This window comes from Deltaproteobacteria bacterium (genome assembly GCA_013151235.1).
In the GTDB taxonomy this organism is placed as follows: domain Bacteria; phylum CG2-30-53-67; class CG2-30-53-67; order CG2-30-53-67; family CG2-30-53-67; genus JAADIO01.
This window is the reverse complement of the sequence record JAADIO010000028.1, coordinates 19,506-38,646: the sequence shown is the minus strand read 5'-3', so window position 1 is coordinate 38,646 and position 19,141 is coordinate 19,506. Positions and strand designations below refer to the sequence as shown.

Below are 19,141 nucleotides of genomic sequence, written 5' to 3'. Positions count from 1 at the left end.
CCGGCTACCCCCGCGAGATGGTCGGCCTGGATCAGGATCTGGAGGCGGATCTCGGTATCGATTCGATCAAGAGGGTGGAGATCGTGGGGGAGTTGATGAAGAGGCTTCCGGAATCGTATGCAAAGGCGTTGGGGGATACCGCCGAGCTGAATAGAGAGCAAACGCTCATGGGGATCATAAAGAAGCTTGAAAGCCTGTCGGTTACGGGAGATCCTGCCGTCCCTTTTGATTATGCCGGAACGGAAGAAGAGGATGCTGTCGACATTCCTCCGTTCCGGCATGTCATGGTCCCCTGTGAAGAGGCACTGGATCCCTCGGTCATGCGGCCGATCGAAGGCGGCCTCTTCGTGCTTACGGAGGATATCTCCGGTATCTCTGATTCTTTGAAACACCTTCTTGAGGAGAGGGGGTGCAAGGTTTACGTGGTACAGCGCTCTGTCCTGGAGAGTGAGGAATTACTGAACGAGTGGTGCATAGACTTCGCTGTAAATACGGAACGTGTAAATGGTGTGATCCATCTTGCTCCTCTGTCTGCCGCACGGATTTCTCCACGCTCCGGCATGGAGGAGTGGAGGATGGAGTTGCTGCGCAACGAGAAATCCTTTTTCCTAATCCTGCGGAATCTGTACGAAAGACTGCAACCCGGTGCGGTCCTCATCTCTGCAAGCTCAATGGGAGGGGGGTTCGGACGCACGGGGGTCGCTGATCTCCACGGCTTGTCCATACAGGGCGGTGGTGTTGGACTGCTCAAGTCCTTCCTGGACGAGGCGCCGCAGTTTATCATGAAGGCGGTGGATTTCGACCCCGGTGACGGAGAAGATAAAGTCGCCGCTGCCCTGTTGAACGAAATGGAAAACTTGGGGGGACGACAGGAAATAGGGTATGCAGATGGGAGTCGGATGATCTTTAGAACGGTTCCGGAAGAGGTTGACCTTACCGGCTCGGAAGGGGATCTGCGTGATCTTGTTGTTTTGGCTACGGGAGGGGGGAGAGGGATTACCGCGGAACTGCTCCGTGATCTGGCCCTTCCCGGGAATGTTTTGATCCTTACGGGACGCCGCCCCATGCCCGGTGAAGAACCGGAAGATACTTCGTCGCTGGCCACCGCCGCCGAGTTACGGCGGTATTTTATCTCCAATGCCCACTCCGGCGGCCGGAAACTTATGCCAGCCGAGATAGAAAGGAAGATCCGCGGGATACTTGCGAAAAGGGAGATGCGAAACAACATGGATGATTTCAGAAGGAGGGGGGCAACGGTCCATTATTACGCTGTTGATGTCATGGATGAAGGGGAGATGAGTCGACTCTTCGAAGAGATCCGACGGGAGCATGGCTCGGTAAACGCCGTGATCCACGGCGCCGGGATCATCGAGGACAAATTGCTCAGGGACAAGACGGGCGATAGTTGGTCCCGAGTCGTTGAGACAAAGGTTATGGGACTCATGTTGCTGCAGAAATACCTCGATCCGGAGTCACTGAAATTCTTCGTCGTTATGAGTTCTGTGGCGGGACGTTACGGCAACAGCGGTCAGACTGACTACGCGACGGCGAATGAGATTATGAACCGTATCTGCTGGCAGTTGAGCGGTCTTTGGGGAGCGGGGGTGAAGGTCAGGGCCTTGTGCTGGGGGCCGTGGGGGGCTACGCAATTCGGAGCCGGAATGGTAATCTCGGCCACGGAAGAGAAATTTGCCGCGAGAGGGATCAGGCTGGTGAGCGCGGAGTCCGGACGGAGGTGCTTCAAGGAGGAACTACTTGCGGCCGGGCAGGATGTCGAGGTGGTCTGTGGCGAGGGGCGATGGGAGGCGCATGAGGCTGCGCACAGAGAGCTGCGCGCAACCACCGAGTCATACCAGGCTGATACCTCGGCTTACATCGGCCCCATGTTGGATGGCTGCATGGAGAGGGATGGGGACGGGGGGGATATGATTCTCCGGTTGGATGTGGAGAAGAATCATATCTATCTGCAGGAGCATTGTATCGATGGCATTCCCGTCCTTCCCATGGCGGCTGCGCTGGAGATTATGTCGGAGGCTGCCATTCATGCCGGGCGCGGCCGTACAATTCTTCGTGTGGAAGAGTGCAGGATGCTGCACGGTATACGCTTCGAGGGAGGTGAGCGCAAGGTGTATGTTCGTATCGGCCCAGTTGCCGAAATGAACGGAGACGGATCTGAGGTTGAGGTCCGGCTGCTGATCGACGATCTCGTCAAGGAACGTGCAGCTTACCGCGCCAGGATATTGTTGGTGGACGAACTGCCCGCCCGTCCTTCGTTCGCTCCCAAGTTGTTCCGGGGCGAGGGGCTTTCGGTTAAAGAGGCATACGACAACTGGTTGTTCCACGGTCCGCTGTTGCGGGTGATCGAAGAGATCATGGAGATTACGCCCGAAGGTTCACTATCGTTGCTGAGATCGTCGAAGCCGTCGTACTGGCTGCGATGTGCCACTCGTGACGATAACCTATGGTGTTACGATCCGGCGCTGATCGACGCGGCCGCCCAGATGGCTATCATATGGGCACGAAAGTTCCGGGACGAGACGGCCCTTCCCGCGAGGTTCGGGAAAATCATCCGGTATGTTGATTCCTGTCCGGAGAAACTCTTCATGCGTTTTGAAAGGACGCGCGTAGAAGAAAGCCACCTTGTGTGCGCTGATGTCTGTTTCTACGATACGAACGGCGATATCGTTTTGACCATAGACGACATGGAGTGCGTCTCCAATGCGGAGTTGAACCGGCTGGGCAGTAAGGCGGGACGGGGGAGAGCGGAATGTTGACCCTGGTTGCCGTCCATGGGTGTACGTGAGAAGGGGACACAGTTTGAATCTTAGAAAGAACGATCGGGACAGGTCGGAGCCTATAGCCATAATCGGGATGGCGTGCATGTTCCCTTCCGCTCCGGACCTGAAAACATATTGGAGGAATATCCTCGCGGGCGTCAATGCGGTAGGCAAGCCTCCAGTGGAATGGGAGGCTGATCGCTATCTCTCTTCCGGTAGGATACAGACTCCTTACGGCGGTTTTCTCGGGGATCTTTATCGTTTCGACCCCAAGGAGTTCGGTATTATGCCCAATTCCGTGGACGGTGGGGAGCCGGACCAGTTTCTTGCCCTGAAGAGTGCCCGTGACGCCCTCGATGATGCCGGCTACCTGAATGCGGAGTACGATCATGAGGATTCCGGGATCATACTCGGTCACAGCACCTACCTCCACCGAGGGCAGGGAAATCTTATACAGCACAACATTGTTATCGACCAGACGATCGAGATCCTCAGGGGGATGATACCCTCGCTGGCGGAGGACAAGCTGTCTCGAATTAGGGGCCTGCTGGAAAGCAAGCTGCCGCAGTTCAACGCGGATATAGCTGCATCCCTTGTACCGAATGCCATGACGGGTCGTATCGCTAACAGGTTGAATTTCAAGGGCCCCAATTATATCGTGGACGCGGCATGTTCTTCATCGCTCATAGCCGTCAGCGCCGCCATGGATGAATTGCGAAACAGGCGTTGCCGCTTGATGCTGGCCGGAGGGGTCAATGCATCCATACCTGCCGAAGTCTCGGTAATATTCACGCTGCTGGGGGCGCTTAGTGAGCGGGGAGAGGTTCTCCCCTTTGACGAGAAGAGTGACGGGACACTTCTCGGTGAAGGTCTGGGGGTTGTAGTACTCAAACGGCTGCACGACGCAATCACCGATCGGGATCGCGTCTATGCGGTAATCCGGGGGGTGGGTCTGTCCAGCGACGGGCGGGGGCACGGGGTGTTGGCACCAAGCCTGGAAGGGGAGTCTCTTGCGATCAGCAGGGCCTACGACGAGAGCGGTGTTGATCCTGCTTCTGTTGAACTTATTGAAGCACATGGGACGGGAATTCCGCTTGGAGACCGGACGGAGATATCGGCCTTGAAACGGGTTTTCGGAGAGCGGAAGGGGTTGCAGGGATCGGTCGCCCTGGGTTCCGTAAAATCCATGATCAGCCACTGTATTCCTGCAGCGGGAATCGCAGGATTGATAAAGAGTGCACTGGCGCTTCATCACAAGGTCCTCCCCCCCACGCGATGTGAACGGGTTTCGGGTAAGTTGGGGATGGAGAGTACGCCCTTCTATGTGAATACGGAACCCAAACCCTGGATCTCTGTCCCGGGGATACAGCGTATGGCGGGTGTTGATTCCTTCGGGTTCGGAGGGATCAACAGCCATGCCATACTGGAGGAGGCGCCCGAAGGGGCGCGACGGCCCCGTGACTGTTCCGGGTGGCCGTTTGAGTTATGCGTGTTCTCTGCGCCGGACAGAATGGGATTGATGAACATTCTGGAACATACGGCGGGGTGGATCGCCGGTAATCCGGATCTTGCGTTGTGTGATGTAGCCGCTACGCTGGCTTCCACGTCTGTCGCCGCCCCCGATCGGCTGGCACTGGTGGCAAAGAGCCGTGACGACTGCTTGAAGAAGATTGAACATGCCTTGAAGAGGTTACGGAAAGATACGGTGCGCGACCGCTGGTCTACCCGAAGCGGCATCGTCTACAGTTGCCGTCCCCTTGACGGCAAGCTGGCGTTTCTCTTCCCGGGCGAAGGGTCTCAATATCTCGGCATGTTCTCGGAGCTTATGATCTGTTTTGATGAAGTACGCGAGTGGTTCGATTTCTGGAAAGGACTCTACAACGAGACGCAGGGGGAGACCCGCACCGATATCCTCCTCCCCCCGGCGTCGGAACTTACCGAAGAACGGCGTGCGAAACTGGAGGAGTTGCTATACACGATGGATATAGGTTCCGAATCGGTTTTTGTCGCAGGCCAGGCCATGTACGCGATCCTGGATCGTTTCGGGGTCGTGCCGGACGTGATGGTTGGGCACAGCACCGGTGAGTCTTCCGCGCTGGTTGCCTCCGGGGCGATTCGGTATGATGACCGCTCGCAATTGGCTGACTTCGTGCGTGAGTTGAACCAGGTCTATCTCAGAGTTTTGGAGGAGGGGAGTATTGCAAAAGGCGCCCTGATGACTGTGGGCGCTCTGGAGCGATCCGAGATAGAAAAAGAGATGGTTCCTTTCGGCGAAGAGGTGGTCGTGGCGATGGAGAATTGCCGTAATCAGCTCGTTCTTTTCGGTCCGCCGGAGAGTATCGAGCGTCTCAGGAAGGGGTTGACCGCCAAGGGAGGGCTCTGCGCCCTCCTCCCGTTCGACCGTGGATATCATACGCCGCAATTCGCAGCGGTCAGTCGGGCCTTTCTTGCCTATTACGAAAAGATAGGGTTGGGAGCCCCGCGTACACCACTCTATTCCTGTGTGTCGGTGGATTGTTTTCCGGACGATCCTGAAGGGGTACGCTCCCTTGCGGCCGGACAATGGGCCAGTAAGGTCCGTTTCCGCGAGACCGTACTGAAGATGTACGAAGAGGGGGTGCGGTACTTCCTGGAAGTAGGTCCGTCAGGCAACCTGGCCTCCTTCGTCAAGGATATACTGGCCGGTCGTGAGTACATGGCCCTGGCCACGAACCTGAAACGGAAGAACTGTCTGGAACAGTTCCTTGTCTCTCTCGGCACTCTTTATGTAAACGACATGGGGGTGAAGCTGGAGCGTATGTTCGTTTCGCGCGATGTCCGGATCGCTGAAATAGGGGGGGCTGCAGCGGTTTGCCGGCCTACCATGCGCTTGGACAATACCATGCCTGTGATCCACCTGGATAAAGATGACAAGGATGAGCTGGAAAGTATTGTTGAGTCGGGTGCCGAGTCACGATTGCCGGGGACTGTTTGCGCCGTACCGCGGGCCTCGTCGTCGGAACGGTATCACATGCTTCCCGGCGATGAGGCGGACGACCTGGACGGGGTTATGAAGAGGCACTTCGACCTGATGTCTGATTTCCTGGATCAGCAGCAAAGGATCGTTGAACGGTACGCCTTTCCGGATGATGCCGGCAGGCATGCCCCCTCTGCAGAGGATTTATATACGCCGTTTATCGATTCCATAGTTGAATGTGATGATGAACACCTGGTTGCCGAGTGCGCCCTGTCCGTTGCGGAGAACAATTTTCTGCGGGATCACGTCCTCTCCGGACCGGTATCGGATTTTGATCCCTGTCTTACAGGTCTGGCCTGTGTCCCGCTGATGGTGACACTTGAGATCCTGGCCGAGGCGGCCGTCCTGTTTCGGGGAGACCGGGCCGTTTCTGCGATCGAAAATGTCAGGGCATTCGATTGGATTGCATTGGACGAAGGAAAAGCAGTTCTTACCATACAGGTCGAATCGTCTCCGGGAGATCCCGACAGATGTCATGCCGTTGCATTGATTGAGGGGAAGAAGGCTGTTTCGGCCGATTTCCTCTGGGGAGATGTGGAGATATCCGGGATGCTGGCGGAGCTGGAGAGTGTACACCCTCCGCGGTGGGATGGAAGGGACCTTTACCGTGTAGGAATGTTTCACGGACCCGTCTTCCGGAGCATTCAGGAAATCGAAGGGTGGAACGAAGAGGGAATGGATGCGTTTCTCTCCCCTGTTTCCCTGCGAGGATTTTTCCGTGACGATGAAACCGCGGAAATGGTCTTGAATCCGGTATTGCTCGATGCCGTGGGGCAGTTGTCCGCTTACTGGATAGCACATAAGATTGGCACGAGTTTCAATTGTTTCCCCGCAACCATAGGGCGTATCGAAATCCGGCAACCACATCCCAAGGATCAGTCGGGGTTGAAGATGAAGGGCCGCCACAAACCGTTGGGATTGTTGCCCGGTGATGTAGATGCTCCCAAGAGATGGGATTTCGAGTGTGTGGACAGTGTGGGGAGAACGATCCTCAAGGTCGAAAACCTTATTAACGTTTTTTATCCGGTCCCGGAGCGGTTCTTCAATGTGCGGATGAACCCGCATAAAGGGTGTCTCGGCAGCGTGAAGGAGATGCTCGGGGCTCCCGGGGTCCTGGTTTGGATCCTGCCTCACTTGGCTGAGGACTTCTGCCGTCAATCGAGCGGGATCTTCCTTAGGATATTGGCGTGCGCCGTCCTGGGTGAGGAGGAGCGCAGGGAGTGGCGTCTCCTCGAGGGGGGGCTTTCGTATCGGATCCAATGGTTGCTGGGGCGTGCATGCATAAAGGAGGCGGTGCGCCATTGGGTTTACGAAAAGAGCGGTAAGCTGTTGTTTCCGGCGGATATAAGGGTCAGGCACGAGGACGCTGGCGCTCCGTTCGTGGACGGCATATGGCGCGATGTTGTATCGCCTGCTCCGCCGGTATCTCTCAGCCATGATCATGGCTTGTGCGTAGCGGCGGTGGCGGAGCCGGGGCTGGGTGTTGGTGTGGATGTGGAGTCCTTGGAACGGGCGGTGCGCACCGATTTGCTGGAATCGGCCATGACGCCGCAGGAGCGTGAATCGCTTGGACACAGCTCGAAAGAGATGCGTGAAAAGGTTATACGAATATGGTGTGCAAAGGAGGCGGCGGCGAAATATCTCGGGTCGGGACTGCAAGGAAGACCGGAGGACTTCGAGGTATCATTCACGGATAACGGTTGGGGTCTTGCGCTTGTGGCGCGGAACGGCACTGTGGTGGGGGTACGCCTGGAAGAGGTGGACCGAAGTATTATCGCGATTGCTGCGGATCATCAGAATTAAGAGAGTGGGAGTTAAGGGATGCCTGTAAATCGGAAGTCGGATGCTGAGAAGGTGGTCATAGAGATTGTTATGGACCTGATACAGGACTGGGGGCTGGACCTGGAAGATACTGTCACGGGGAAGACTCTACTTGTGAAGGACCTGGATTTCGCCTCAGTCGATATCATACAGTTGTGCGTGGCCATTGAAGAGCATTTCAAGCGCAAGTTTGGATTCCAGGACCTCCTTATGAAGGACGGCAGTTATGTGTCCGATCTATCTGTCGGCCGGGTTGCCTCATTCCTGGTGGACAAGGGTATCTGAAAGGATGGACCAATGCGAACATTGTTTATCGGACTGGATGGAGCCACATTCACTGTTTTAGACAAGCTGGCCAGTCATGACGGGAGAGAAGGCGTTGTTATGCCTTTTCTGTCCGGGATCTACAGGGAAGGGACGCGGTGCAAGCTTCTTTCCACACCCAACCCGCTTACGCCTCCGGCTTGGGTTTCGTTGATGACCGGGAGGAGTCCCGGGCATCACGGGGTATTCGATTTCATCCGTGCGGAAGAGCGGATGGACGATGTCTTCTTTACCCTGTATGACGCGAGGGATATACGGACCGAGACCATATGGTCGATTGCTAGTCGATGCGGGAGGTCGGTGGCGGCGCTGAACTTTCCGTTCACGGCGCCGCCCCCTGAGAATCTGAACGGTTTTATCGTACCTGGGTTCGTCCCTTGGCGACATCTGCGCAGGAATACACGTCCCGGGGAGTTTTACGAGCGCCTCAAAGGGTTGCCGGGTTTCAACCCGAGGGAGCTGGCCTGGGACTTCGAGAACGAGAAGCAGGCTATCCAGTTGCTTTCGGATGAAGATCGGGAGAGGTGGGTCCGCTATCATCTGCCGAGAGAAAAACAGTGGTTCATGATTGCGGAATATATACTTCAACACGAAGACCCGGATTTGCTCGCGGTGATGTTTGACGGAGTCGACAAGCTTCAGCACCAGGCCTGGGCCTTTATCGATCCTGACCGGGTGGACGGTGAGGCAGATGTATATCATCGAAGGATGCACGGGCTCTGCATGGACTATTTCCGGCAGCTTGATCAGTTCCTGGAACAGCTGGTAACGCAGGCTGGGCCGGAGGTCCAGGTCTTCCTTGCCTCGGATCATGGCTTTACCTCTACCTACGAAGTGGTCAGGATCAATGCCTACCTGCACGAGAAGGGCTACCTGCACTGGAAGGAGACGGAACGGACGGAAGAGGCGTTTCGGCGTGAGCAGAGCATGTTTGCGAATCTCGATTGGTCCCGCACGACCGCGTACTGTCGCACACCTTCCAGCAACGGCATTTATATTCGGGTGTCGGACGGGGAAGATGGCACCGGTATCAGGCCGGAGGATTACGAAACGTTCCGGGAGCAGCTTATACGTGATCTCGAGGAACTCAGGGATCCGGCCACGGATGAGCGGATATTGAGCGGTATTTACAATCGGGAAGATGTCTTTGCCGGGGCGGCCATGGAGGACGCGCCCGACTTGTTGCTGACCCTGCGTGATTGCGGATTCGTCTCCATAAAGAACAAGAAACCGTTTGTGGAAGAACGTCCGGAGATCGCGGGAACACATCATCCGGAGGGTGTTTTCTTCGCCATGGGGCCCGGCATCGTAAATGGGGCGGGACCACAGTCCATGCGGATCATGGATGTGGCATCGATCCTTCTCTACAGTTTGGGAATAGCCGTGCCCGAGGACTTCGAGGGAGAGATTCCGGAGGGGATATTTTCGCCGGAACACCTTGCGCATAATCCGGTTCTAATCGGTGGGGCGAGCCTGACTGAGGACAACCGGGCGGCCGATGGAGAAGAGATGTCTCGTGAGGAAGAGGACGCCATTAAGGCACAACTGAAATTGCTTGGATATCTGGAGTAGCATATGCCCACGGTAAAGATAAACGGCACCAAAATCAATTACATGCAGTTGGGCAGCGGGCCGGGAGCGGATCGTGAGGACCTGGTTATGGTACACGGTTTGGCCGCCAGTATGGCCTTCTGGTACTATCATCACGTCCCGGAGTTCGCCGAACGGTTCAGGATTACGTTGTACGACCTGAGGGGACACGGACGTTCCGGTATGCCTCCGGGAGGTTATTCGGCACACAATATGGCGATGGACCTGCGCCAGCTTCTGGATCATCTGAAGATCGATCGAGCGCATTTTGTGGCCCACAGTTTTGGTGGAACAGTAGCCCTTCATCTCGCCTGCATGGAGCCGCGTAAATTCGAAAGCCTGCTCCTTCTCGACACCCATATTTCGGCTGTGCGCGGGCTTGCGGGGATAACGAAATGGGAGTTCGGAGAAAAGGTGCAGGAGATCTTCGATCGTAACAACCTTGAGATAGATATCCGTGACCCCTTCTTCGGCTATCGATTGCTGACGAAGATAGCGCAGCTTCGCCTGGGAGGAGGGAAGATCCCGGATGAATTAAAGAAACTGGTTGGTCCCTTTGTTCTGGGCAGGAACAGCCTCAGGGCCGCAAGGCAGTGGTTACGGTTGATGGATACTACGAGGGCGGCGGAAGAGTTGATGGTTGATGACGGTTTATCCATACAGCGATTTGAAAAGTTTGATATACCGATCATGGCAGTATACGGAGAACGTTCGCAGGCGATGATGACTGGTGAGTATCTTCTTAGGGTATGGCCCGGGGCGTTCTTCAGGCGGATACGCAACGCAGGGCACTTTTTTCCGGTGACGCACCCGTCCGATTTCATCAGGGTGTGCAGACAGTTCTGGGATGGTTCGATTCAGAGCGAGAAGCCACATCGTGACGGTGAACCAAGACGAAGGCACTTCCGCAGCGACCGCTTTTTCCGTGAAGGGGATGGTTGGTTTTTCCATACCAGGGAGTCGGTTCCCAGGGGACCTTTCCCCCATTTCAAGTTCGCGAGAGAGGGGCTTCAGGCGTATATCGCGACAAGCGTGCTATTGCGGGATCGGTTCGCAGTAAAGGTCTTGTAATGAACAAGCTGGGTATTTATCCGGGATTCAGCAGTAAAGATTTCCACCTTGTGGCCAGGGAGGGGTTCGGCCACGGTTTGAACAATTACGCGCACTCGATGGCCTGGTTCAGGGACCATCTGTATGTGGCCACAACTCGCGGGAATTTCCCCTTGATGAAAGCCAGGTTGCCTATAGGACTCGACCCTTGGCCGGTCCCCTGCCCGGAGGATCCCTTCGATCTGGACCTGGGTGCCGAGATATGGCGTTATGATCCGGTCGAGGCCGAGTGGGAGCGTGTCTTCAAATCCCCAATAATACGAGGCAGCCATGGAAAGCCTATTCCCAGGGAACTCGGCTACCGCGGTATGATCACTTACAGGGATCCGGGGCGGTACGAGGATGCCCTTTACGTCAGCACTTGGTCGCCGGCCAAGGGGCCGGGGCCCCTACTGCTCCGAAGCGAAGACGGGGTGCACTTCGAGGCGGTGTGCGAACCGGGACTGATTGGACTGCCCGTTACCACCATACGGTCTCTTACTGAGTTCAGGGGACGTCTTTTTACCACTGCTGCCGGTTCACGTGGAGGGAATCCCAATGTGTCGGGGCACTCGGTTATTTATGAAAGCCGTGATCCACTCTCCGGAGGCTGGCAGCCGGTGAGTGAACGTGGGTTCGGAGACCCCGGCAACCAGACGGTCTTCGAAATGGCCGGGCTGGGCGACCATCTGTACGCGGGGACTTTGAATCTGGATGGATACCAAGTCTGGCGTACCGACGGAATGGGTGAGCCTCCATACAAGTGGGAAAAGGTGATGGATCGTGGAGCATTCCGCGGTCCGAAGAATCAGGTCGCACTGAGTATGTATCCTTTCAAGGGCGTGCTCTACGTGGGGAGCGGCATACAGGGGGGAGGCATAGACCGAAAGCACAAGGTTGGTCCCGCGGCGCCGGAATTGATACGAATATACCCGGACGGATATTGGGAATTGATTGTCGGCGAGGAGCGCACTACCCCGGTTGGGCGCAAGACCCCGCTTTCGGGGTATCTGCCGGGTTTCGACAACTTTTTCAACGGCTATTTCTGGCGTATGTGCGAATACAAAGGATGGCTCTATCTTTCAACCTTCGATTGGAGCTGTCTCCTTGGCTATGCGAAGAGGGATTCGTGGCCCGAGGCGTTTATAAATATCGTAAATAATGTAGGCGAAGAGTTCATACTTGAAAACCAGGCCGGGTTTGATCTTTACAGAAGCATTGACGGGGAAAACTGGGTTCCGGTAACCACAGACGGCATGGGGAATCCCTATAACATAGGTCTGCGAACCATGTCCTCGAGTCCATATGGGCTTTTCCTCGGTACGGCCAATCCCTTCGGGCCGCGTGTTCTCCCCCTGGATGGAGACCGGTATGTACATAATCCGCGCGGAGGGTGTGAAATATTTTTTGCTCCGGACGGGTTTTTCTAAGTCCCGTTCCATTATCAGGAGGTTATTTAATTGATTCCGAATTCTCAGCGTGTCGCACTCCCCCCCTTATTGAGGCAGGGCCTGATTGCCTTCAGGGAGACAGTGGACGGAGATTGGAAATACAGGATACAGGACAACTGGAAAGGGCTTACCTATCAGTTGGAGCCGTGGCAGTTCTTTGTTCTCGAAGTCATGCCGCTGTGCGATAACTTTGATAAGTTGGCTTCCGTCTTCGAGGACCGGTTCGGTCACGGCATCACTATGGAGGAGTTAGAAAAGCTGTTTGCCCTTCTGGACGAAATGAAGATCCTGGGTCTTGATGCCGAGGCTCACCCTTTGTGTGCCGCCTACCGGCGTAAGGTGGATAATCAGCCTATCCGTCTTACGGGTCCATCCGATACCGGGGTACGTGCGGAGGCACACGACGCCGGGGATATCGATGCAATTGCACGCGGCGCGGCCGATGTCGGTATGGCCGGGGACGGTCGGGATTCCGGCGCTGCCTCTGAGAAGGAGGAGAAGGGGGTCGGCCCGGAGTCAACCCGCATAAAGGGGCTCGTCTCCGACCAAGCTGATTTTACTTCCCGTGAATTCCGGCGTCCATCCGATCTCGTAGACCTTTGTGCAGCCGTACGGAACGACGGTTATGATCTGCACGAAGCCGGAGCGCACGAAAACAGTGTTGAATGGCTCAACGATGTACTTAAGATCCCCGATCTTTCCGAACAGGTCCTGTCCAAGAAGCCGTCCTTGCACCTGACGGACGAGATCGTACGTCTGATGGATGAAACCTCGTCTTTTCGCAGCAGGTCGTCACGGGACTTGGGGGATCGTGAAAAAAGAGCATTGAAGATATTGAACAGGTTGATAATAGAGGAGGCCTATCCCCGTCTGGCTCCCCGGCATACCGGGGACGATCGTTCGGAAAAAAGGGGATGGCATCTATTCCATCCAGCGCCTTTCCTGAAGGCAGTGTTGCCGGTCTGTAGGCCCTTGCGGCACGTTGTCTACCTGCTTCCGCCCCTCTTTATTACGGCGTTTGTTGTGGCCTACCGCCATGCGGACATGATGAAGGAGGATTTCGCCCGGTTCATGATTGGCATACGTTATGTCCATTTTACCTACTTTGCCCACACCATGATAGGCATGTTTACGGACAATCTTCTGGCAACCTTTCTGATCGCCATTGTTGCCTATTCCTACAACCTGCCGGTAGATTCATTTTTCATAGAGCTTCATTTCGGTTTTTATCCCCGCTTCCATGTCAGGGTAAGGAACTGGGAGCGGCTTTTCCGGCGGGAGCGTATATGGTTTCACGCAGCGCCTCTTCTGGGGCGTTTCTCGCTGATCGCTCTTTGCATACTGGCCTGGTTCGTATCAAGACCGACCACCCCGCTGATTGCGTCCTTTTCCCTCACTTTGGCGGTAATAGCGGTAGCTTCACTCTACCTCTCGGCCAATCCGCTGGTGAAGAGCAGCGGCTATTATCTTATGGTCGCCTGGCTCAACGAGGACAATTTGCGTTCCAAGGCGGCGCTGTCCATTGTAAACAAGCTGAAGGGCAATCGGTATGGAAAACTCGATCGGAATGTGCTTGTGGCGTATGCACTGGCCTCTGCGCTATTCATGATACTGACATTCGTCGTTTTTATCCTGATGTTTGGCAGTTACGTAAAATACCACTTCGGAGGCGCCGGGGTTTTTATAACGCTAGTCTTGGTGGTCTTGTTGCTCTTTCGTCTTGCAGCGAAGGCGAGAAAGATCAGCGAGGTATATGAGCGGTCTCTGCAATTCGAACGGTGGAAGAAAGTTTCCATCAATAAGGAAGCGATTGATGTGGCAAGGTCGGACAAGAAAAGGGGTGTCTTCAAGTATCTGATGCGTTCGGCCCCGTTCGCCCTGCTGGTGTTGCTGATAGTGCCCTACCATTACGAGCCGTCGGGGAGTTTTGTCGTGCTGCCGAGTCAGCGCCAGGAAATCACTTCGGAGGTCGCCGGAGTGATCAGGGATGTCTACTATGATGGCGGTGAATTTCTGAAAAAGGGATCGGTGGTCGCCAAGCTGGCAGATGATGACTATACTTCGCAGTTACAGATTTACAAGGCCAAGATAGATGAACAGAAGGCGATTGTTCACGAGCTGATGAGCAAGCCGAGACCGGAAGAGCTACAACTGGTCGAGCGTGAATTGAATGTGCAGGAAACCAAACTCAAATTCAGCAGTGACAAAATGGCCCGTATGGAAAGACTTTACGTTACAAAGACGATCTCGCTGGAGGAATTGGAGGACGCCAGACAGGAGAAGGAGGTGGATGCGAAGGAGGTTGAAGAGTTGCGCGCCAAACTGGCGTTGGTGAAGTCGGGAGCGACTCCCGACGAGATAGAGGCTGCAAAGGGAAAGTTGCAGAGCTACCGGGAAAAATATGATTACTACAACTCCAGAGTGGAGCAGACCTTTATACGTATGCCCTTCGACGGCAAGCTGGTCGGGATGAACCTGAAGCAACTGAAGGGGCATTATCTGGGGCAGGGTGATCCGTTCGGAATTGCAGAGAACACTTCGCAGGTACTGGCCGAGATCGAAGTTCCCGAACCGGATATCGGCTATGCGGCTGCCGACGCGTCGGTTCGCGGGAGGACATTCACATATTACGATAAGATCTTCAACGGGAAAGTGACGCAGATCGATTCCGTGGTGACCCCGAAGAGTTCGGGTAATGTTGTAAAGGTCCAGGTCTTGCTGGACAACCGCGACGGTCTGCTTAAGTCCGGTATGACGGGTTACGCGAAGATAGAATGCGGCCCGCAACCGGTTTGGAAGGTTATGTCGCTTGCGATGATCAGGTTCTTTAAGGTTGAAGTCTGGTCGTGGGTACCTTGATATGGTTGAACCGCTTTTTCTAATGGCGCCGCCGCGCTCCTATACGTCCGTGATCAATGCCATGATTGGGCAACACCCTCAGGCGTTCGGTCTGCCAGAGTTGAATCTTTTCAATGTGCGGCAACTGAAAGACCTTTGGCGACGGGTATCCAAGGAAATCGGGGGAGACAGTAACCGCAGGCACGGCCTGCTCAGGGCTGTTGCGGAGATATATGCCGGGGAACAGACCGGCGACACAATCCATATGGCGCTGCACTGGGCCTCGGCAAGGGAGGAACGTTGTACCGGTGAGGTGTATCGTGAGTTGGTCGACAGGCTGGACCCCCTGATACCGGTGGAAAAGAGTCCGGCCTACACGGTCTCCATGGAACGGCTGGACAGGATCCTGCAAGTCTTCCCCGGTGCAAGATTTATCCATCTGGTACGTCACCCGATACCGCAGGGTAAGTCGGTCATGAATCTCAATAACGGTATCTTCGCGCTATTCGTTAACTCGTTTGACTTCGAGAGTGACAGTGTCACAGTCGATCCGCAGATAGCCTGGCATGATATCAATGTCAATATCCTGAACTTTCTCGACAAGGTTGCTCCAGAGCGTTGGATACGTATTCGAGGAGAATCCTTCATGAGCAGTCCGGAGAGACACCTCAAGTGGATCTGCAACTGGCTGGGGATCCGTGACGATGCGGAGGCCGTGGACTCCATGATGCATCCGGAACGGTCTCCATTTGCAGGCTTCGGACCTATAAATGCACTGTTCGCCAACGATCCGAATTTTCTTCGTCGTCCGGCCTTCAGGGCACATACGCCCCGTATCCCTTCACTCGACGAATCGTTGCCGTGGCGCGGAGACGGGAAAGGGTTGCGTCCCGAGGTGGTACGGCTGGCGTGTGAATTCGGTTATTCGTGAACGGAAGGTGGGGCACCGTGTCGCTTGCTGCCGCGTTGGATTTGGTCGAGGGGGGGATGAGTATGGGAATGAATTTTCTAGGTGGAAAATGAATTCTGCGAATTACAGAGACGACGAGAGCGGGAAGTCCGCTAAAGAGACAGCCCCGGGGGCCGAAGTGCCCACGTGCTCCCAGCAGGATGAGTTCGTGGGGTTTGTGATGCACCGGAAGGAGTATTGCTTCTACCAGACCTATGCCGATGCCGGCATATTCAAGGAGGAGATGAACGAACACGCCCGGGATGTGAAATGGGCGCTTCTTGTACGTGCGGACGACGGAAGGGTTGTCCAGTTCTTCGTGCCGGGAGAGAGGCAAAAAATAGGCCTTGTCGATACCGAACCCAAGAGCGCCGAGGTTGCTCCGGCCGGCTTGAACACGCAGCAACAGGCACTTCGGGAGATGGCCATACGCCATTTCAAGTCGAATAAGGCGAAGACCTTTATCTCGGAGCAGGTAGAGTATATAAATGCCAAAAGGCAGATCGGCGAGGGGATTCGCTTTCTCTTCGACCATCAGGGAAGGCCACCCGAGCACGTCTCTATTGAAGAGATCCTGTCAGAGAGGAAAAACATAGAGGCGCAGATAAAGTGGCTGGAGGCTATCGTGACCGAACTTTATAACAATCTTGCTCAATTGAAGGAGTTCGAGGCGGGTGCCGCGGAACTGCTGGACGGAGAAAGCGAATGAATCGGGTAGGCACCGGGCGTTGGTTCCGGCATGTGACAAGGGAGGCAACATGATCTGTTTTCGAGTCATCCGAGTCATCTTTTTGTGCACGCTCTTTTTGGTGGGGGTGAACATGGGAAGTTCTTCCGCATGCGGACAGTCCAGGTTGCACACCATAGTCGTCGATGGACAGGCGCGTAGCTATATTCTCTACAGCCCGTCTCTGCCTGGCGGTGGCAAGGTCCCGTTGATGCTGGTTCTGCACGGTGGGACCGGCAATGCAAATCATATGGAAAAGATAGCGGGTATGGATGCCGTGGCCGATGCCGGTCACTTTATCGTGGCCTATCCTAACGGTACCGGTGGGCGGTTCAGTTTTAACAGGAACAGGAGGGTATGGAATGCCGGGAGTTGTTGCGGCCGTGCTGTAAGGCAGCAGGTGGACGATGTGCGTTTCATAAAGGAGGTTATCAGCAAGATCGCCGGCCGGTATCCGATCGACAGGCGCAGGGTGTATGTCGCCGGGATTTCAAATGGAGCCATGATGGCCTATCGCCTTGCCTGCGAGATTCCGGACGAGATAGCTGCGGTTGTCTCCGTCGCAGGCACCCTGGCGGTCGACAACTGTGATGCGGCCAGGGGCATACCGGTGCTCCATATACACGGCGAGCGGGATCAGAACGTACCGTTCAATGGTGGGGAAGGGACCCACAGTAAGTCCGGGGTCAGGCACAGATCCGTCCCGGAGACCATGAGGCTGTTGACGCGCTCCCGGTCCTGTTCGCCCCCCGTGGAGCGTACGGTGCGGGGACGTGCAAGAGAGACGAAATACAGATGCAGCGATGGCGCCCCGGTTGAACTATACCTGGTGCTGGGAGAGGGGCACGGCTGGCCCGAAAAGATCGTGTCGCCGGATGGCGGAGATGTATCGACAAGCAGGTTTATATGGGAGTTTGTATCCCGGTTCTCCAAGCCGGTGGGAAAACCGTGAGCGTTGCCGGTGGTGGTACGGTGCGAAATGTCATGTTAATGGAACGGATTGAAGGATCACGAGAGATGCGGTCGAGCGCGCTGAAGGGAAAGAAGACGGTCCTACGTCTGTTGATTGTCTGTACGCTTGTCGTATTGTGTGCTGCGTGTACGGCCGGGCGGGTCTATAAAAGGCCTGAGGTCAAGATGCCCCGGCAATGGTGCATCGCGTATCCGGTGGCGGCCGGGGTAGCTAATGTCCGTTGGTGGGAACTGTTCCATGACCCGGTGCTGAACAACCTCATAGATGTTGCTCTCAAAAAAAATAAGGACGTACGCATCGCAACCGCCAGGGTGCAGGAGTTCGCCGGGCGTTTTCAGTCCGTTCAGTCCGCTCTCTATCCGAGTCTGGACTACGGTATTGGAGCCGGGCGCGAACAACAGAGCTTGGAACGGAACATTCCGTCTCTGAGCCTCGGCCCCGATCGGCGCCAGTCTTCATACAGGTTCCAGGCCGCTGTGAACTGGGAAGTGGATATATGGGGACGACTGCGCAAGAAACGCGAAGCAGCACGGGCGGACCTTCTTGCTTCGGAGTATGCACGGGATGCTGTGATCCTTACTCTTACCGCCGATGTGGCTGAAGGCTACATGAGTTTGTTGTCGCTGGATCGTATGTTGGATACGGCCCGCCGGACCTATGCGTCAAGGGAGGAATTTTTGCGGCTTTTTGAAGACAAATTCCGTGGGGGGCAGGTCTCGGATATGGAACTGGCCCAAGTACGTTCCGCGTTTGAAAGTGTTGCGGAGACCGTTCCGGACATTGAACTGCAGATAGCGCTGCAGGAGGATGCGTTATCGGTTTTGCTGGGACGTAATCCGGGTAAAATCCGCAGAGGGAAGGGAATCGGTATGTCGATCATGCCTGAAATTCCACAGGGGCTCCCCGCTGATCTGCTTGAGCGGCGCCCGGACATACGAATGAGTGAAGAAAATCTGGTTGCAGCCGATGCCATGATAGATGTCGTGCGTGATGAATATTATCCGGAGATCTCCCTTACCGGGCTGTTCGGATATGCCAGTACGGCGCTGTCGGAATTTTTAAGGGATACGGCGAACTATTGGTCCGCAGGCCTCGATGTGGCAGGTCCGATCTTTTCCGCCGGGCGGATTAAGGGAGATATCCAGCGTGCGGAGGCGCAGCGTGTGGAACTGCTCAACGAATATTTGCGCACCATTCAGACGGCACTGCAGGAAGTGAACGATTCCCTGTTTAAGATCCGAAAACTGCAGGAGAAATTGAAAATCCAGGAACGCCACATAAAGGCGTTGAAGGACTACCTGCATTTCGCCCGGGAACGATACGATGCCCAGTATGTCAGCTATATTGATGTTCTGGATGCCGAGCGGAACCTGTACAGCACCGAGATAGCGAACATAAAGACGAAGAAGGCTCTGTTTATAGCGTTCGTCGAGTGCTACAAGTCGATGGGCGGAGGCTGGGGTTCTGCAAACAAGGACGGGGAGCGGAACCTTCCCAGTCGTGCGGTGCAGGTCCCGCCGGCGACCGATCATAGGCATTGATGCATGGGATCTTCGGATCGTGTTTCTTTGCTTCATAAAAGATAA

At 55.4% G+C, this 19,141-nt stretch carries 11 protein-coding genes; all 11 read left to right on the top strand.

Annotated elements, in window-relative coordinates:
• A partial coding sequence (locus tag GXP58_05475; protein NOY53057.1) for an SDR family NAD(P)-dependent oxidoreductase occupies window positions 1-2,774 on the top strand: 2,774 nt, incomplete at its 5' end.
• Between the two features lie 106 nt (window positions 2,775-2,880).
• The gene (locus GXP58_05470) at window positions 2,881-7,596 is read left to right on the top strand and encodes an acyltransferase domain-containing protein (protein ID NOY53056.1); all 4,716 of its coding nucleotides are present in this window, start codon (window positions 2,881-2,883) and stop codon (window positions 7,594-7,596) included.
• 18 nt (window positions 7,597-7,614) lie between these two features.
• Window positions 7,615-7,899 (top strand): acyl carrier protein, encoded by a 285-nt coding sequence (locus GXP58_05465; protein ID NOY53055.1) that lies wholly within the window; start codon window positions 7,615-7,617, stop codon window positions 7,897-7,899.
• 12 nt (window positions 7,900-7,911) lie between these two features.
• Window positions 7,912-9,510 carry a nucleotide pyrophosphatase gene (locus tag GXP58_05460; GenBank protein ID NOY53054.1) on the top strand — a complete coding sequence of 533 codons (1,599 nt, stop codon included), beginning with the start codon at window positions 7,912-7,914 and terminating at the stop codon, window positions 9,508-9,510.
• 3 nt (window positions 9,511-9,513) lie between these two features.
• Window positions 9,514-10,599, top strand: a complete 1,086-nt coding sequence (locus GXP58_05455) for an alpha/beta hydrolase (GenBank protein NOY53053.1) — start codon at window positions 9,514-9,516, stop codon at window positions 10,597-10,599.
• Window positions 10,599-12,047, top strand: coding sequence for a hypothetical protein (locus GXP58_05450; protein ID NOY53052.1), 1,449 nt, complete (start codon window positions 10,599-10,601; stop codon window positions 12,045-12,047). Before GXP58_05455 ends, GXP58_05450 begins: the two co-directional genes overlap by 1 nt.
• 30 nt (window positions 12,048-12,077) lie before the next feature.
• Window positions 12,078-14,927, top strand: a complete 2,850-nt coding sequence (locus GXP58_05445) for an HlyD family efflux transporter periplasmic adaptor subunit (GenBank protein NOY53051.1) — start codon at window positions 12,078-12,080, stop codon at window positions 14,925-14,927.
• Window position 14,928: 1 nt separating this feature from the next.
• The gene (locus tag GXP58_05440; protein ID NOY53050.1) at window positions 14,929-15,837 is read left to right on the top strand and encodes a sulfotransferase; all 909 of its coding nucleotides are present in this window, start codon (window positions 14,929-14,931) and stop codon (window positions 15,835-15,837) included.
• Between the two features lie 88 nt (window positions 15,838-15,925).
• Entirely contained in the window at window positions 15,926-16,564 is a 639-nt protein-coding gene (locus GXP58_05435) for a hypothetical protein (protein ID NOY53049.1), read from the top strand.
• A gap of 49 nt (window positions 16,565-16,613) precedes the next feature.
• Window positions 16,614-17,534: a polyhydroxybutyrate depolymerase gene (locus GXP58_05430; protein ID NOY53048.1), complete on the top strand. Its 921-nt coding sequence runs from the start codon at window positions 16,614-16,616 to the stop codon at window positions 17,532-17,534.
• A 65-nt stretch (window positions 17,535-17,599) separates the two neighbouring features.
• Entirely contained in the window at window positions 17,600-19,096 is a 1,497-nt protein-coding gene (locus GXP58_05425) for an efflux transporter outer membrane subunit (protein ID NOY53047.1), read from the top strand.
• The last annotated feature ends 45 nt before the right edge of the window (window positions 19,097-19,141 follow it).

What these genes read in the sequence shown, in the direction of transcription:
- GXP58_05450 (NOY53052.1), top strand. Translation starts at nt 10,599, where the DNA reads ATGAACAAGCTGGGTATTTATCCGGGATTCAGCAGTAAAGATTTCCAC.
- GXP58_05455 (NOY53053.1), top strand. Translation starts at nt 9,514, where the DNA reads ATGCCCACGGTAAAGATAAACGGCACCAAAATCAATTACATGCAGTTG.
- GXP58_05430 (NOY53048.1), top strand. Translation starts at nt 16,614, where the DNA reads ATGATCTGTTTTCGAGTCATCCGAGTCATCTTTTTGTGCACGCTCTTT.
- GXP58_05425 (NOY53047.1), top strand. Translation starts at nt 17,600, where the DNA reads ATGCGGTCGAGCGCGCTGAAGGGAAAGAAGACGGTCCTACGTCTGTTG.
- GXP58_05470 (NOY53056.1), top strand. Translation starts at nt 2,881, where the DNA reads ATGTTCCCTTCCGCTCCGGACCTGAAAACATATTGGAGGAATATCCTC.
- GXP58_05435 (NOY53049.1), top strand. Translation starts at nt 15,926, where the DNA reads ATGAATTCTGCGAATTACAGAGACGACGAGAGCGGGAAGTCCGCTAAA.
- GXP58_05440 (NOY53050.1), top strand. Translation starts at nt 14,929, where the DNA reads ATGGTTGAACCGCTTTTTCTAATGGCGCCGCCGCGCTCCTATACGTCC.
- GXP58_05460 (NOY53054.1), top strand. Translation starts at nt 7,912, where the DNA reads ATGCGAACATTGTTTATCGGACTGGATGGAGCCACATTCACTGTTTTA.
- GXP58_05465 (NOY53055.1), top strand. Translation starts at nt 7,615, where the DNA reads ATGCCTGTAAATCGGAAGTCGGATGCTGAGAAGGTGGTCATAGAGATT.